19 protein-coding genes are annotated in these 15,389 nt (G+C 70.9%); 16 read left to right on the top strand and 3 right to left on the bottom strand.

Annotated features, from left to right (window positions below; genetic code table 11):
• On the bottom strand, positions 1–1,273 hold a 1,273-nt coding region (locus ACZ7EG_RS39985; RefSeq protein ID WP_471089952.1), incomplete at its 3' end, for a DUF6531 domain-containing protein.
• Positions 1,274–1,734: 461 nt separating this feature from the next.
• On the opposite strand from ACZ7EG_RS39985, the gene ACZ7EG_RS39980 reads away from it, so the two are divergent.
• The 3 genes from ACZ7EG_RS39980 to ACZ7EG_RS39970 all read left to right on the top strand — a co-directional run bounded on the left by ACZ7EG_RS39980 (position 1,735) and on the right by ACZ7EG_RS39970 (position 3,342).
• A complete protein-coding gene (locus ACZ7EG_RS39980; RefSeq protein ID WP_471089949.1) occupies positions 1,735–2,274 on the top strand; it encodes a hypothetical protein in 540 nt (179 codons plus the stop codon).
• Between the two features lie 45 nt (positions 2,275–2,319).
• On the top strand, positions 2,320–2,817 hold the full coding sequence (locus ACZ7EG_RS39975; protein WP_471089955.1) for a hypothetical protein: 498 nt from the start codon (positions 2,320–2,322) through the stop codon (positions 2,815–2,817).
• Between the two features lie 99 nt (positions 2,818–2,916).
• A complete protein-coding gene (locus tag ACZ7EG_RS39970) occupies positions 2,917–3,342 on the top strand; it encodes a hypothetical protein (RefSeq protein WP_425910850.1) in 426 nt (141 codons plus the stop codon).
• A gap of 124 nt (positions 3,343–3,466) precedes the next feature.
• On the opposite strand, the gene ACZ7EG_RS39965 is transcribed toward ACZ7EG_RS39970, so the two are convergent.
• Positions 3,467–4,054 carry a hypothetical protein gene (locus tag ACZ7EG_RS39965; RefSeq protein WP_471089946.1) on the bottom strand — a complete coding sequence of 196 codons (588 nt, stop codon included), beginning with the start codon at positions 4,052–4,054 and terminating at the stop codon, positions 3,467–3,469.
• A 26-nt stretch (positions 4,055–4,080) separates the two neighbouring features.
• On the opposite strand from ACZ7EG_RS39965, the gene ACZ7EG_RS39960 reads away from it, so the two are divergent.
• From ACZ7EG_RS39960 to ACZ7EG_RS39950, 3 genes are read left to right on the top strand one after another with little or no spacing between them, the layout of a single operon-like run.
• Entirely contained in the window at positions 4,081–4,776 is a 696-nt protein-coding gene (locus ACZ7EG_RS39960) for a hypothetical protein (protein WP_471089943.1), read from the top strand.
• 23 nt (positions 4,777–4,799) lie between these two features.
• On the top strand, positions 4,800–5,555 hold the full coding sequence (locus tag ACZ7EG_RS39955; RefSeq protein ID WP_468185228.1) for a hypothetical protein: 756 nt from the start codon (positions 4,800–4,802) through the stop codon (positions 5,553–5,555).
• Entirely contained in the window at positions 5,552–6,202 is a 651-nt protein-coding gene (locus tag ACZ7EG_RS39950) for a hypothetical protein (protein WP_471089940.1), read from the top strand. Before ACZ7EG_RS39955 ends, ACZ7EG_RS39950 begins: the two co-directional genes overlap by 4 nt.
• A 55-nt stretch (positions 6,203–6,257) precedes the next feature.
• Here the strand turns inward: ACZ7EG_RS39950 and ACZ7EG_RS39945 are convergent, their stop codons facing one another.
• Entirely contained in the window at positions 6,258–6,392 is a 135-nt protein-coding gene (locus tag ACZ7EG_RS39945) for a hypothetical protein (RefSeq protein ID WP_466112763.1), read from the bottom strand.
• 3 nt (positions 6,393–6,395) lie between these two features.
• Between ACZ7EG_RS39945 and ACZ7EG_RS39940 the strand changes: the two genes are divergently transcribed.
• The 10 genes from ACZ7EG_RS39940 to ACZ7EG_RS39895 all read left to right on the top strand — a co-directional run bounded on the left by ACZ7EG_RS39940 (position 6,396) and on the right by ACZ7EG_RS39895 (position 14,841).
• On the top strand, positions 6,396–6,623 hold the full coding sequence (locus tag ACZ7EG_RS39940; RefSeq protein WP_470541097.1) for a hypothetical protein: 228 nt from the start codon (positions 6,396–6,398) through the stop codon (positions 6,621–6,623).
• Between the two features lie 274 nt (positions 6,624–6,897).
• Positions 6,898–7,281 (top strand): hypothetical protein, encoded by a 384-nt coding sequence (locus tag ACZ7EG_RS39935; RefSeq protein WP_471089936.1) that lies wholly within the window; start codon positions 6,898–6,900, stop codon positions 7,279–7,281.
• Positions 7,278–8,072, top strand: coding sequence for an SPDY domain-containing protein (locus ACZ7EG_RS39930; RefSeq protein WP_471089933.1), 795 nt, complete (start codon positions 7,278–7,280; stop codon positions 8,070–8,072). Before ACZ7EG_RS39935 ends, ACZ7EG_RS39930 begins: the two co-directional genes overlap by 4 nt.
• 28 nt (positions 8,073–8,100) lie before the next feature.
• Positions 8,101–8,457 carry a hypothetical protein gene (locus tag ACZ7EG_RS39925; RefSeq protein ID WP_471089930.1) on the top strand — a complete coding sequence of 119 codons (357 nt, stop codon included), beginning with the start codon at positions 8,101–8,103 and terminating at the stop codon, positions 8,455–8,457.
• A complete protein-coding gene (locus ACZ7EG_RS39920) occupies positions 8,448–9,266 on the top strand; it encodes an SPDY domain-containing protein (protein WP_471089927.1) in 819 nt (272 codons plus the stop codon). Before ACZ7EG_RS39925 ends, ACZ7EG_RS39920 begins: the two co-directional genes overlap by 10 nt.
• Positions 9,267–9,339: 73 nt before the next feature.
• The gene (locus tag ACZ7EG_RS39915; protein WP_366815838.1) at positions 9,340–9,852 is read left to right on the top strand and encodes a hypothetical protein; all 513 of its coding nucleotides are present in this window, start codon (positions 9,340–9,342) and stop codon (positions 9,850–9,852) included.
• Positions 9,853–9,987: 135 nt separating this feature from the next.
• Positions 9,988–10,356: an SPDY domain-containing protein gene (locus ACZ7EG_RS39910; protein WP_471089924.1), complete on the top strand. Its 369-nt coding sequence runs from the start codon at positions 9,988–9,990 to the stop codon at positions 10,354–10,356.
• Between the two features lie 308 nt (positions 10,357–10,664).
• Positions 10,665–12,455: a type IV secretory system conjugative DNA transfer family protein gene (locus ACZ7EG_RS39905; protein ID WP_471089921.1), complete on the top strand. Its 1,791-nt coding sequence runs from the start codon at positions 10,665–10,667 to the stop codon at positions 12,453–12,455.
• Complete coding sequence (locus tag ACZ7EG_RS39900) at positions 12,452–13,723, top strand: DNA cytosine methyltransferase (RefSeq protein ID WP_471089918.1); 1,272 nt, start codon at positions 12,452–12,454, stop codon at positions 13,721–13,723. Before ACZ7EG_RS39905 ends, ACZ7EG_RS39900 begins: the two co-directional genes overlap by 4 nt.
• Positions 13,723–14,841: a DnaB-like helicase N-terminal domain-containing protein gene (locus ACZ7EG_RS39895; protein WP_471089915.1), complete on the top strand. Its 1,119-nt coding sequence runs from the start codon at positions 13,723–13,725 to the stop codon at positions 14,839–14,841. The genes ACZ7EG_RS39900 and ACZ7EG_RS39895 overlap by 1 nt, the downstream gene beginning before the upstream one ends.
• Positions 14,842–15,389 lie beyond the last annotated feature (548 nt).

Raw genomic sequence — 15,389 nt, 5'->3', positions numbered from 1 at the left:
GGCCGGTGCGGTCCTTGACCGCGGTCAACTGACCGGAGGCGTTGAAGGCGTACGTCGACTGGTCCGCGGTGGTCAGCTTGTAGCCACTGCCGTCGATAACCAGCTTGGAGCGGGCCTGGCCTGGAGTGGTGAACGTCCCCCCGGACTTCTTGTACGTGTGCCGGGTGCCCCCCTCACCGACCAGCACCGCATCGCCATCAGCCTCGATCTTGAGCCGCGTCTCCCACGGAAGCTGCCAGCCCTTGCCGAGCGCTCCAGATTCGGTGTTGTCGGAGGAGTAGACACGTCCGACCTGCAACGGCACGCCAGGAGCCGGCACGTTGGCGTCGTTGAACGCTTCAGTGAACGCGCCAGTCGCCGTGTTCACCGGGTCGGCGCGCATCACCGTCGTACCGGCCGCACCGCTCGCGTCACCGCACACCGCAGCGCATTCAGCGCCCTCGGGCAGGGACGGCACGATGTAGAACATGTTGTACGAGCCGCAAGACTCGGTGTCCGTGGGGTCGTCCGTCACGGTCGTGCAGGCCCAGACGGTGAAGCTGGGAACCTGCTGCGTGCACTCCGTCGTCGGCACCGTGAACGACGCGTTGACCTCAGGGAAGACCTTGTCGGTGTTCAGGGTAGGGGCCTGGACGGTCTGCCCGAAGTCGAACCACTGCACGTCGTCGCTGCTCAAGCGACAGCCGTAGTAATCCACCTTCCAGCGCACCTTCACCGGATGCACTTCCGTGTTCGCGCCACCGGACTGCCAGATCGCTGCCTTGACCTGCAGTGGCTCCCCCGGGACCGCGGCCCCGATGTGGTTGCCCAGCGCCATGAGCCAACCGCCCTGCTGCGCGGCGGCGTTCCCGAACGGGTCGGTGCTCACCTGGTACAGGGCACCGCTGTTGTACGAGGCAGCGGCAGCCGCGCCGGCCCGGGTGGTGAAGGATGCCTGATTGAACGTACGGCCGGATGGGCGAGAACCGGCAGGGACGCGGGGGTGCTTACGGCCCGCCGCCTGCAACTGCCTCTGATTTTGCTTCAGCAGCTCGATCTGGGCAGCCGTGGCCGGCTTGCTCTTCGTCGCCGGCAAGGCGTGTGGCTTGACCGGCTTGGCTTTGCCTTTCGTTTGTGCACGCCGCTGCTGCGGCGTCACCGGCTTCTGATGTGCAGCAGGTTGCGGGCCACCGTAGGCGTAATCATCCTGCCCAGCGGGGGAGTCACCGGCGGTCACCTGGACCAACCAGCCGCCGCCCGCTATCACGGACAGCGCCACCAGCACGATCAACATCCGCACACGCGCAGATACCGACGCGAGCACTCCCCCACCCCTTCTCACACCGAGCACACAAGGCAACACGCCTCGCACACAAGTGCAAGATCATGGTTGGTTCGGCGAGAGCCGATCAAGAGGGAGACTCAAGGTTGACTGATTGTCATGTTCGCAACTCCCCACACCTGATCAGATCAACTCGCAGAGCACTTGGGGAAGTTCGATGGGCTCCGATAGCGACTGGCCTGTACGCATGGTCACCACCATGGCTCAATTTGCCCCCCTCGGAGCGCTGATGGGCCCGAGTCGACGCCCGCGATGCCGCCGGCACCACCGTGGTCGTCCTCGCTCCGCCGTCGCGGCGCTGGCTATCGACACCGTCAGTCGGCACCCGGCACGGTCCCGTTGGACGGCTGAACAGCCCCGGCCTGCTGCTCCTGCTCGTCTCGCTCACCGGCATCGGGTTCGCGATCGGGGCCATGAACGTGTGGTCGATCGCCATAGCCGAGCACCACGAACAGGACATGCTCTCGGGCATCATCCCCGCCGCGTTCTCCACCGGCAGCTTCCTGGGCGGCCTCGTCTACGGGCGCCGCACCTGGAGTCGGACCACCGCCGACCGGCTGATCATCGCCAGCGCCGCGTTCCTCGCCGGATGGCTCCCTCTCGCGGCCCTGCCTGCGCCCTTCGCGGCCACCGCCGCGGTCGCCGTGCCTGGTGCGTTCCTGACCATCGTGGTCGCCTGCGCCTACGTGACCACCGATGCCCTCGCCCCTGCGGGCCGGACCAGCGAGGCGTATGCGTGGCTGATCCTCTCGATCGGCGTCGGGCAGTCCGCCGGTACCGCCCTGGCCGGACGCCTCGCCGAGCAGACGCTCGCCAGCGCGGCGCTCCCCGTCGCCGGCGCGGCCTTCGCCCTCGCCGTCCTTCTCGCCGCGCGCCGACAGCTCCGCCCCGCCGGGCACCGGCCGCGCGGCCGACACCGCCGCCCACTCCGAGGTCGGCACAAGACGTCCTGATCAGGGCGCACTCCCACCTTCCAACCCCTTTGAGGAGATCGAATGATGGCCGTGCGTACGCACTGGACCGTGGAGCACGCCTGCTCCCACAGCGTGGATCACGACCTGTCCAATCGTCCTGCCGACAAGCGGGCGGGCTTTGCCCGTTGGCTCGCGTCGAAGGACTGCACCGACTGCTGGAAGGCGGCGCGCGACGCCGACTCCGAGTCCAAGGAGGAATGGCTCGCGACCAAGCGGGCCGAGGAGCAGGAGGCAGCCGTCGCGTGGGCCAAGCAGTTCTACATGCCGCAGTTGGAGGGCCCGGAGAAGGCCCTGGGCTGGGGCGAGCGCTCCCGCCACCAGCTGATGACGGCCGCGCACACCGCGCTCGTCATCGAGGGCACTTGGGACGAGGCGGACTGGGCGGAGCTGGAGGAGAAGGCCCGCCCCGTCACCCGTGCCGGATGGTGGATCGACCAGCGGGACGCCGAAGGCACTGACCTGCTCGAACTCCTCGACGCGGCCAGTGAGGCGGACCGCGGGACGGAGAACCCGTTCCGCTGACGGCGGGGCAACATAGCCGGGAAACGCCGGTTAGCCAAACCGGCGTTCCTCCGGACTATTGATGCTCCCACCCCGCCAGCCATCGCGTGGAAGGAACTCATGTCCCAGCCCCCGTCCGTCTCGGCGTTCGCACCGACGCCCGACCCGCTCACCCCCGACCGGGACATCACCCACGCCCATTTCCAGGCCGGTGACACCATCGTCGTCCTGAAGGGGGTGGCCGGCGGAGAACTGTGGGGCGACGCGATGCGCGTCGTGGCCCCTTCCTGGCACACCCCGACCGACGAGGACGGGTGGCGGCTGCGGGATGCGACCGGCGGCGCCCAGTCCTACGTCACCGCCCACCCTCGCTACCTCGTGCACCTCTCACGCCGCTGCCCTGACTGCCTGATCTATCTACGGGCCATGGAGGACTCCCTCCTCGCACGGTTCGCTGACCGCGACGAGCTGATCGACTGCGGCTGGTACACCACCACCGCCCTGGGCCAGCTCGTGCACATCGCCGACATCCGGGGCGGCCGGTGATCCCCCGCCTGCACGAGCGGACCCACCGGCCCCACGACCCGCTCGAAGAGGCGCTGGGGCGGCCGGTCTCACCGAACGAGGGCCTGACGGAGCACACGATCATCGCCCACTGGCCCGGCCGGGATTACTTCACCCTGGACGACGAGCAGAGGATCTGGACGTCCGTCCAGACAGGACCGGAGGGGCCGAGGTCGCTCAACGGCTCGCACGAGCCGTCGGCATCGAGATCCCCGGCAAGGAACATGGCTGCCGGTGGATCGCCGTCCAAGCCCAGCCCGGTCGCCTCGACCTGATCGCCAACCTGATCCATCTCGACGGTGCGTGGCACGCTCCTCCCGCAGACAAACGGCGGCGCCTGGCGGATGAGGCGCGTCGCATCGAACAGGACCTTCACCTGATCCCTGTCCGATCCAGCTCCCCTTCGCGGCCTGCCGTCCGCGCGGCGCTCACGGCGTCGGCCCAGCTCGCGACCATCCTCACGCAGCTCGCCGACGAACAGGCCGGCCCTCTGGCCGCGGTACGCGGACTCGTCGAGCACACCTCGCACCGGATCGCCCGCCAGCCGGGAGCAGCCGGCACCGATGCGGCACACCGCCTGGAGCTGATCGCCCGGCGCCTCCACGCCATCCAGCAGGACCTGGACACCACCGCCAACCGCCTGGTCCAGCCGCGTGCCGTCCCGGCCCCGGCAGCCGTCCGGCACAACGCCCACCGATCGCCGTAGGAGAAAACGTCTCCTTGCCCCGCACCGACCGCTTCCTGGACATCCGCCGCGACCCGCACTCCGACGAACTCCTTGCCCGCGGCGGCGACTCCGAGGCACACAGCATCCTCCAGCGCGCGGGCTTCGTCGCCGTCGTCCGCGTCCATGAGACGTACCACCGCGCCCCGACCGGCCTGGCGGAGGACGACGAGTCCCGTCTGGCCACCGACGCCGTGGCCCGCCTGCGGGCGGCCGGATACCACGTCGACTGCGACGCGGACTTCGACACCGACTCGCGTCCGGCCAGCTACCTGCCGCTGGGATCCTCCGTTGCCCACGTCGCCGAGCGCCTTCGCGAGGCCGCCACTACGGGCGAGGCGGCCGATGCGCTGACTGAGCTGACCGCCGCCCACGACGGCGTCCTCGCCGCGCTGGAGGAAGTCCTCACTGCCACCGCTGACTTCCACGACGGGCTCGGCCAGGCGGCCGACCCCTACATCGCGCGGCGGCTGCGCTACCTCGCCGACGAGCACCTTCGCGTCATCCGTACCGACCTCTCCGAGACCCGCAACCAGCTCGTCGACCGGCATGCCCCGCACCCCGGCCGCAGCACCTGCACCGGGGAAGTCCCGTCAACCGAGCAAGAGCGCTCTGCTGTGTGCGCCTGCCCGCCACCGCCGCGCACCCTCCCGGCCCCGCCGCCCCCGATGGCCGCCGGACTGCGCCGCTGACTCCCACCTCGCCCAAGGACACCATGCACGACCACGACACCTCCGAGCGCCTCGCCTCGTTCGCCGACGTTCTCGCCGGCGAACTCCCCGACAGTTGGACCAGCTCCCACCTGCCAGCCGACGCCAAGGACGACCTCGCCGAACTCGCCGACCGCATCTGGGACCTGGACCTGGTCGCCGCCTCTCTTGCCGAGCGCCCCCTGCAGCAGGCCGCCATCCTGAGCCGACAGGACGGTGCGCAGCTCGTCCTTCTGGACCGGAACGACGAACGCGACGGCTTCCTCATCGCCGCCGTCGCCCCGCACGCCCTGCCCGACGAGGCGTACCGCGCCGTCCCCGAGCCCAACGGCATCGCCCTGGCCGATGACCCGTTCCTGAGCGCCGAGCTGGTCACCGGCGACCTGCTCGCCCGCTACGACGCCGCCCTCGCCCAGGTCCGCCACAACGCCCTGGGCGGCATCCAGCCCTCCCAGCCGGACCGGGTCGTCCTGACCTGGCAGCCGGACGGCAGCATCGCCACCGCCCCCGCCGACGACCGCGCCAGCGCGGTCCTCATGGCCCACGGCTTCGTCCAGGACCCGCAGAGTGGCATCTACCGCCTGGGTGGTGACGACACCCAGGCCCAGGCCCGCGCCCTGTGCGAGATCGGCCCGCGCCTCGACGCGCTCGGCATCGGCACCGCTCTGCAGCATCCCGCAGGCCGGACCGCGCCCACCACCGCCGCTTCCGTGCCGCACGTCCCGGCCGGTCCCCGTACGCCGACCACCCGGTCTCGGTGAAGCAGACGGAGCCCAACTTCTGGGTTCTGGAGTACGTCACCATCACCAAGGACCCCCGAACCGACCTGGTCGTGGCCATCGGCGGCACCGACAAGGCTGCGGACATCCTCCAGCGAACCGGCGGCTTCCTCTCCGCTCCCGGACCGCGCGGGGACTATTACCGGCTTCCACACGGCCTGCCCGTCGAGCAGCAGCGCCGGAAGGCGACCGCAGCCTCGCACGCCCTGCTCGCCGCCGGGCACAGCGTCCACCTCGACCCCACGCTGAACATGCTGGTCGCACCGGACGGTGAACGTGAGGCCGCCCTGCGCTACCTGGCGGGCCTCGCTGAGCGAGCCGCAGCCGCCACAACCAGCAGCGAGGTGGCCGAGGTTCTGACCGAGATCGCTGCCCCCGTCCACGGGCTGCTGCCCCTCGCCAGAGAGGTCGTCGTCCGCGCCTGGATCGCCGCCAGCGACTTCCAAGGGGCCGCGCCCACCGGGGAACCCGATCCCATCGCACGGCTCGGAAGCACCGCCACCTCCATGAGCGAGGCCGCTCGCGCCATCCTCCACGCCCGCAACCACGCCGCGCGCCCTGCGCAGCGGTCGGCCACTACCTCACCGCCGCCGAGCCGCGCCCAGCCCGCGAAATCCCGCCGCCGGTGACTTCGGAGAACCACATGGCCAACCTGGCCGACGAATACGGCACGGACGTCGAGATCTACATCAAGGCCCTGACGACCACCATCCACGCCGACACCCAACGGGCGCCTCCGACCAGCTCCACGACCTGCTGGAACACCTCGGCCTGGAACGCCACGAGTACCCCGCCGACACGCCCATCTACATCTGGCACACCGTGCCCGAACACCTCGACGCCGACGAGCAGAAGCGGCTGGCAACCCGCGCCATCCCCGTCCTGCTCCTGGCCGGGTACGAGGTCAACTGCACGCCCGACGTCTTCGACGAATCCGCCTACCGACAGGCCGTGCAGGACCCGCGCACCCGAGCGGGCCGCCCTGCCGTGCGGCAACAGGCACCGATCGGCTCCCCCTCCCCTGCAACCCCGGCCCGCCGCACCCCGTAAGGCGCCTGGGCGGTCCCGGCACCGCGCCGGGACCGCCCGCCTCACCACCCGAGACCCGGAGATACCCGTAGCAATCCGCACACCCCCACCGCTCAGCAACCGGCTCAAGCCCCGACTAGCCACGGCCTTCTTCCGCCGCTATCTGCGCGCCTGTATTCCGACCGGCCCCGACCACGCCTCCCCGCTGGCCGGCGCCCGCCCGGAGGCCGCCCTCGCCGAGACGCAGCGCGTCGGGCATCGCCACCACCACTGACCGTCCACCGCCCGGAGGAGCATGTCCCACCCCACCCCCTACCCGGTGAGACTGGCCGACGAGATCACCCGCCAGCTCGGACAGCTCGCCGACCACCTCTCTCACCTGCCCCCGCCCCAGGCCGCTCAGGTCATCGCCCGCGTGCTCGACCCGGACACCGGAGTCCTCGGCGGCGTCACCCACCTCGTCGCCACCGGCAGCGTGTTCGCCAAGGACCAGGCAGAGCGAGGCGCGCTCCCCGCGGAGGTGTGGCTCGCCCTGGGCCGTGCCTCGAACGAACTCGGCGACATCACCCTCGACATGGACGAACACAAAGACGCTCTTCAGCGCGTCGGCGCCCAGCCCGCGACTACGGCGGCGAAGCCCCCGGCACCCGCACCGCTCGTCGTCCGGCGCCGCCGGTGAAGAAGAAGCAGTGGCAGGGCTGGGGACCTGACGAGCAGCACTACCTCGTCCAGCCCCGCGCCCTGGCCGGCGGCGGCGACGTCCGGCACGTCTCGGAGTTCCTGCGCGCCTCCGGCTGGAGGGACAAGTCCAAGACGGGCGGCCCCCTGCGCATGGAGAGCCCGGACCGCACCGTCCGCATCGCCTACGACCCCTACGTCCTCCCCGGCGGATGGACCATCCACGGCCACGCAGACGGAGCGAACGGCGAGTGGTCTGCCCACCTGGGTCGGCAGACGCCGGCGGAGATCGTCGCCGGCCTGACCGACGCCCTCACCCGCCCCTGCTCCGCCCACGCCCCCAACGTCTGGGCCCCTCTGCAGGAGCAGAACTGGCACATGCGCTTCGAGGGCCAGGACTACATGGCGACGAGCCCCGACGGCACCGCGTGGATGCAGTACCGGCAGAGTCCCGACGGGGCGGCGATGTGGTGGACCGGAGCGCAGGACAAGCAGGGCAACGGCTGGACGGCCAACTTCACGCCGAACACCCCGATGCACCTGGTGCAAGCCTTCTCCACCGAACTCGCCAGCCCGAACCCCGTGATGCGCCCGCGCGGACGCGTGCCGCACAGCGCGCAGATCCGTACCTGGTCGGTGTCCGTGAAGCCCTCCCAGCTCAGTGCGTGGCAGCAGGCCCGCATCACGGCCGCCCGCGCCGCCACCTGGGCCCGCAACAGCGCCCGTAGCACCAGGCCGCGCACCAGCGCCCGTCCCTACACCCCGGCCGGCGGCGCACGCACCCGCCGCTGACCGCAATAGCCCCGCCCCGAGGAGCCCGATGCCCGCACTCACCCCGGACACCATCCGCACCCTGACCGAAACGCTCGCGGACCTCACCGACTACTTGCGCGAGAACCCCGACCCCGCAGAAGCCCTCGCCCTCGTCGAGCCCCTCCTCGACGAGTACACGGGCCTGCCCGTCCAGTTCGCCGACACGCTGCGCGCCCTCGCCCGCGCCGTTCAGGAGAGCCCTGACGCGCCGCACACGGCGCAGGGCGACCTGCTGATCACCGAGCTGCGCACGGCCGCGTGGGAACTGGCCGACCAGCACACCCTCCACTACGTGCTGGACGATCTCCGTGACCCGTACGGCAGTTCGCCGACGAGCGAGCAGGGGTGCTGCTGGTGCCGCTGAGCGAACGGCAGCTCGCCGCCTTCGCCGACAAGCACGCCGTGCAGATCCCGTACGACACCAGCCCCCGCCACCTCGCCGGCCCCGGAGACGCCCGCCACGTCACCCACGGCCTGGCCGCCGCCGGATGGAACGCCGTCTCCGACCCCCTGAGCGCCGAGATCATCCTGGCAAGCCCTGACCTTCGCCACCGGCTCCAGTTCGACCCGCAGTCCCGCACCTCGGCGTGGTGGCGGCTACGGGCGGAGCCCGTCGGCACCGAGCCCGGTTGGTACGCCGAGTTCGGCGAACTCGTGCCCGCCGAGGTCCTCGCCGCCTTCACCGACGCCCTCACCGCCCCGCCGCCACAGCAGCCGGACCCGTGGCAGCAGGTGACCTCGGCAGGATGGCACCACGAGCCAGACGGCGCGCGCTCGCCGGACTCCATGTGCCACATCGAACTGCGACCGTTGAGCGAATTCCACGACCGGTCGTCCTGGCACATCGAGACCCGCGAGCCCGGCCAAGGGGGGTTTCCCGGCCCGCGCATCTGGCACGCCTACCTCGACGAGCACACCCCCGCTCACCTGGTCAGCGCGTTCCTCACCGCGCTGACCGACCGCAACCCGCTCCAGCGCGGCATGTTCGAACGCACCGGCCACTACAGCGCCGTACAGGAGCCCAGCACGCTGCGCCCGCAGCAGGTAGTCGACGCCCACGCCACGCGCATCAAGCATCTACGCGCCCAGGCACGCTCAGCCCGCCGCCAGCAGACGAAACCCGCGACGATCCCGGCGCACGCCAATACCGCGCAGCCGGCCGCTCGCCGCTGACCTGACAGGACCCCTCCCCATCTCCCGAGACCACCACGCACACCGCGACTTCCTGCGCCACCTCGACCACTACGTGCGGGACAGCCAGAAGATCCTCGACGCCTGGGACGCCTACTCCGACGAGCACACCGGCCTCGACGGCTGGCCCTACGACGACCACGCCTACGGCATGCGCAAGAGCCAGCGCGATGCCGACACCGCCGAGGCGTTCGAGCCGCTCCGCTACGGCGCCCGGCACCTGCTGGCGACCGCCGAGACACAGCTGGCCCAGCTGCCGGAGAACACGGTGCAGAGCCGCTGGGTATACCAGCTGGGCGTCCTGCACACGGCCCTCGACCGTCTCGACGAACTGCACGAGCAATGGCTGCTCACCCGCGACGCCCTGCCCGCCACCGCCAAGCCCGGCACCGCCGAATTCGACGACGCCCTCGCCGAACATCACGCCGAATCCTGGAGCTATCTCGACGACTGGGCCACCCACGGCAAAGCGCTCCGGGAGATCAACACCGCAGCCCGCAAGGCCCCCTCATCCCTGGTTCCCATGCCTGCCCTCTCACCCGGGCGACGAACCGCGGCACGGAAGTGACTAGGGTCCCCGACTCCCGAGACCGTCGAGGTCGACTTCATCACCCCGCTCCACCTCGCCAGCGGCGGTGACCCCGCCTGGATCACCGTTCCCCTCCACCGTGCCTGCGGATGGAGCCACGGCAACGACCCCCTGATGCCACGCGTCCTGCTCTCCAGCCCCGACCAGAAGGCCCTCCTGCGCCCGGAGCCCGACCCCGACGACCAGTGGTGGACCCTGCACCACGTCGCCGAGCCGGACCGGCCCGCCTGGTACGCCAGCTTCGGCGCCCGCACGCCCGTCGAACTGATCGCCGCCGTCACCGACGCCCTCACCGACCCGGCCCCAGCCGCTGACGCGCCTTACGACCCGTACGGAGCGCTCCGGCAGGCCGGCTGGTCACCGTACGGTAACAACGGCCTTGCTTCCCCCGACAAGACGGCGTACGTCAAGCGGCTGGGAACACCGGCTGATCCGGAAGCCTGGTTCGTCACGGTCACCCTCGGCATGCACCAGAAGGTCTGACAGGCCCGCTTCGGTGCGCACACTCCGCCACACCTTGTCGCCACGTTCACCGCCGCGCTCGGCGATCCGAAGCCCGTGCACCGCACCGACAGCGGGCGCAGTCTGCCGACCCTCGACCCGAACGTCGTCATCCGCCCGACGACCGACGTGCTCGTCGTGTACGTCGTCGGCGCGCTGGAAGACCGCGTTCACTCCTTCGCTTGCCCGGCACTCCACCACGCCGACGGCCTCGATCCCCTCACGGCCAGCGCCGCCCAGGCACGGCCGCAGCCGCTAACCCTCCCTCCCCGCCCGGAAGCACGTAGCCCTTGCCCCCTCCCTCCTCCAGCAGCAACACCGACGGATACGACCTCGTCCTGCGCCTCCTCCTCGGCGTGCTCGCCGTCGTCGTCCCCTTGTCCCACCTGGCCTGGCTGTCCGGCAACATCACCGCCTACCTCACCGGCACCAGCTGGGCCCCCTACCAGCCGACCAACGCCCTGCTCCGCCCCGAGCAGGTCTGGCCCGACGCAGGAGAAACGTCCCTGTTGATCGGTGCCCGCATCGTCCCGGTTCTCCTGCTCCTCGCTCTCGGGGCAGGGGCTGGCGTCCTGTGGGCCCGGCACAAGAACCGAAGCGGCGGCCGGAAGAAGATCACCGACATGGCCAAGGCCCGGGACATCGAGCCGCTGATGGCCAAGGCGATCAGCGACAAAGCCCGTTCCCTGCGTCCCAGCCTGAAGGACAGCAAGCACATCGACGCGAAGGACACCGGCATCCTTCTCGGCAACCTGCAGGGCAGCCGCCACGAGGTACGGATGGGGTTCGAAGACGTCGCCGTCGCGATCATGGCGCCCCGGTCCGGCAAGACCACCTCGCTCGCCATCCCGTCCATGCTCGGCGCACCCGGCCCGGTCCTGCTGACGTCGAACAAGGCCGCCGGCGACGCCTTCACCACCGCCTACGAGGCAAGGGCCCGGGTGGGGGCGGTATGGACCATGGATCCACAGCAGATCGCGCATGCCGCCCGCGAGATGTGGTGGAACCCTCTCGCCAGCGCGACCACCTTGGACGGGGCGAACCGTCTGGCCGGACACTTCCTCGCGGCCTCGGTGGACGCCTCCCAGCAGGGCGACTTCTGGTCGAAGGCCGGCAGCAACATCTTGTCCCAGCTGCTCTTGGCCGCGGCGCTCGACGAGCGGCCCATCACCGACATCATGCAGTGGCTCGCCTTCCCCGCCGACCGCACTCCGCTGGACATCCTGCGCGACCACGACTTCGCCGCCGTCGCGGCTCAGCTCAAGGGCACCGTCGACGGCCCCCCGGAAACGAGGGACGGCATCTACGAGACAGCCCGGCAGTACGCCTCCGCGCTCCTGAACGCGGAAATCGCCGCGTGGGTGACCCCGCAGAAGGAGGTCCCGGAATTCCGCCCGGAGCAGTTCGTCACGTCGACCGACACGTTGTTCCTGCTCAGCAAGGACGGCGGCGGCGGAGCCTCGGCGCTGATCGCCGCGTGCGCGGACTCGGTGATGCGGGCCGCGACCGCGCAGGCCGAACGTGCTGGCGGGCGCCTGGATCCGCCCATGCTGGCGATCCTCGACGAGGCTGCCAACGTGTGCAAGATCAGCGACTTGCCGGACCTGTACTCCCACCTCGGCAGCCGCGGGATCATCCCGATCACGATCCTGCAGTCCTACCGCCAGGGCCAGAAGGTCTGGGGAGACGCGGGCATGGACGCCATGTGGTCCGCCTCGACTGTCAAGGTGATCGGCAGCGGTATTGACGACCCGGACTTCGCGGACAAGCTCAGCCGCCTGATCGGTGACCACGACGTGGAGACCACGTCCACCTCGCACTCAGAGTCCGGAAAGAGCACGTCGGTGTCGATGCGGCAGGAGCGGATCTTGCCCGCCGACGCGATCCGCGCCCTGCCCAAGGGAACCGCGCTCTGCTTCGCCACCGGCATGCGCGCCGCCATGCTCGACCTTCGGCCGTGGTACCGGGAGCCCGGCGCGGAGGAGCTGTCCGCGGCGTCCGCCCGCGCGTCGCAGGCAATCACCGCCCGGGCCGTGGCGAAGCACGCTCCGACACAGTCCGACTTCGGGCTGGCCACGTGATACTCGACCTCTTCGCGGGGCCGGGCGGCTGGAGCAGGGCGCTGCACGTCCTCGGCGTGCGCGACATCGGGCTGGAATGGGACGAGTGGGCGTGCAAGACCCGGTCTGCGGCTGGGCAGTTGACGATCCGCACCGACGTGGCAATGTATCCGACCTGGCCCTTCATCGGCCGCACCCGCGGAATGATCGCTTCCCCTCCGTGCCAGGCGTGGAGCATGGCCGGCAAGCGCCTCGGTTTGCTCGACCAGCCGCTGGTGCACGCGGCGGTCGAGGACCTGGCCGCCGGACGCGACTCCCGCGAACGCCTCCTCGCCGCATGCCGTGACGAGCGCTCCCTGCTCGCAGCCGAGCCGATGCGCTATCTGTACGCCCTGAACACGGTCGGCGAGCCCGACTGGGTCGCCATGGAGGAAGTGCCGCACGTCCTGCCCTTGTGGAAGCAGTACGCGGCCGTCCTGCGCGGGTGGGGGTTCTCCGTCTGGTACGGGATCCTCAACGCGGCCGACTTCGGCGTCCCGCAGACCAGGAAGCGGGCGATACTCCTGGCCTCCCGCGTCCGTACGGGGCAGCCTCCTACCCCCACGCACTCCCAACTGGCCGAACCGGAGTCGCTGTTCGGTCCAGGCCGCGCCCGCTGGGTCAGCATGGCCGAGGCCCTGGGATGGGGCGCGACCGACCGGCCCGTCCCCACCGTCTGCGCGGGCGGTGGACCCGGCGGCGGCCCCGAACCATTCCCTTCTGGCTCCCGCAAGACGCTGTCCGACGCCCGGGAACGCGGCACCTGGATGCCCCGGCCGGACGGGGTGGTCCTCAAGTCCCGCCGCGAAGGCGCGGGATGGGCGGCCCGGCACGGCACCCGCGACAACCGTGCCGCCGACGCTCCGGCGCCCACGTTCACCGCCGAGGCCCACCGCTGGTCCTGGTCCCTACGCAGCAACAACCAGACCAACGCCACCGTCCGTCCGCTGTCCGAGCCGGCTGGCACGCTGTTCTTCGGGCACCGCGCGAACGAGTGCACCTGGGTCGCCGAACCCGCCTCACCGTCGGCCGAAGAGGCCGATGCGCCCACCGTTCCCGAGCCGATCCGGATCACCGCCCGCGAGGCCGGCCTCCTGCAGACCTTCCCCGCCGACTACCCCTGGGCTGGCAACAAGGGCCAGCAGTTCTCCCAGATCGGCAACGCCGTTCCCCCGCTGCTCGCCGGCCACCTTCTCGCCCCGCACCTCGGCGTCACCCTCGACCCCGACGACTTCACCCTCGCCGCCTGATGCCTCACGCCCCCGAACCCGACGAAGACGACCTCGACGCCATCCCACCGCCCCAGCCGGTGTTTCACGTCGAGCAGGCCCTCCTGGGGGCCCTCCTCCTCGAACCGCACCGCCTGGACGACGTGAGCGGCATCGCCGCCGACTCGTTCTCCACCGCCGCGCACTCCGCCTTGTACGCCGCAATCAGCACCGTGCTGCGGCCCGACCCCGCCGAGCACGCGAAGAACACCAAGTGGCTCGACCGCGTGCTCGCCGCGGGCCGGGAGCAGGCGCGCGGGCTGACCGCTTCCTACCTGCACACCCTCGTCCAGGTCTGCCCCTGGCCCACCCACGCCCCCGCCTACGCCCGGATGGTCGAGGCGGAGCACGCCCGCCGCCGCCTGCTGACGGCCGCCGAACGCCTCGTCCACACCGTCCACGACGTCTCCCTCCCGCACCCTGTCCAGACGGTGCTCGCCGAGGCCGATGCGCTCGCCGCGGTCGTGGACGACATCGCGAACCGCTTCCCCCCGCGCTCCGGCGTCCTCCCCCGCACCCCGGCACCGCCCACCGCCCTCACCCCCGACCACACCGAGGCGGTCGAGGAGGAGCAGATGCTGCTCGCCACCGCAACGGCCTACCCCTCCGACATCGAAGCCGTCCGGTGGCTGCTCCCCGACGACCTCACCCTGCCTCTGCACGCCAGCCTGTGGCAGTGCCTGACCGGCCTTGCCCGCCGCCACGAGCCCGTCGACCCCGTCACCGTCCTGTGGGAAGCCCAGCAGTGCGGCCTGCTGGACGACGGCAGTGACCCAGGCGAGGTGCTCCGCATGCTGGCCGAACCGGCCGGATCCGTCGAGCACTGGGGCGAGCGCGCCCTGCAGCGCTCCCTCCTGGCCACGGCCGAGCACACCGGCCGACGCATCGAGGCATACGCCGGCGACCCGGCGAACACCCCCTTCCAACTCGTCGTCGGCGCCCGCCGCGCCCTCGCCGACATCGCCGCCGCCCGCACCCGCTGGCAGCACGCCGCTGGAGCCACCCCGACGCAGCAGCGGCAACCAGCGCCCACCACCCGCGCTGGCCCGCCAGCCACCACACCCGCGCATACCGCCCGCGCCACACGAGCAACCCGATAGCCCCGCCTACGCCTGTGGCCGGACCCGAAGGCCCGGCCACCGGCAGAAGAGAAGACACCTCAACGTGACTCCCGCCATCGACGCCCACGTCCGCCTCGACACCCACCCCAACTCACCCGAGCGCCGTGACCGCCCTCCTGACCGGCAGTCAGGTCCGCGTCGCTCTCATGGCTCTGAAGCCTGGCGACTGAATCGTCGTCGCCGACAACATCCTGGTCCTGGCCCGCATCGATCACGAGGAGTCTCAATGATGGGTCAAGTGCCGTAGCGAACGCCTCATCCTGTCCTGATCGCCGGCTGGCTCATCGCACTGCCCGTGCCCGCCATGCTCGCCTGGGGCCCGACCTAGGCCTGGATCACCGCCGCCAACGTCCTGCCCGACATGAACCAGGGCCTGACCCGGTCCAGCACCGTCATCGTGAAGATCGACCTGGTCGGCCCGGAACGCCGCGGCCTAAGAGCTGTCCCGTAAATGATCTCCGAGTCGTCTCAGGCATGGTCGGCTGCGGTGCGGCCCGCTGGTCTATCCGACGAGGGCGAGGTTGTGC

It is taken from the genome of Streptomyces sp. NPDC037100, from assembly GCF_055606225.1.
The sequence above is the reverse complement of the archived record's forward strand: the minus strand, read 5'-3'. Positions and strand labels throughout refer to the sequence as shown.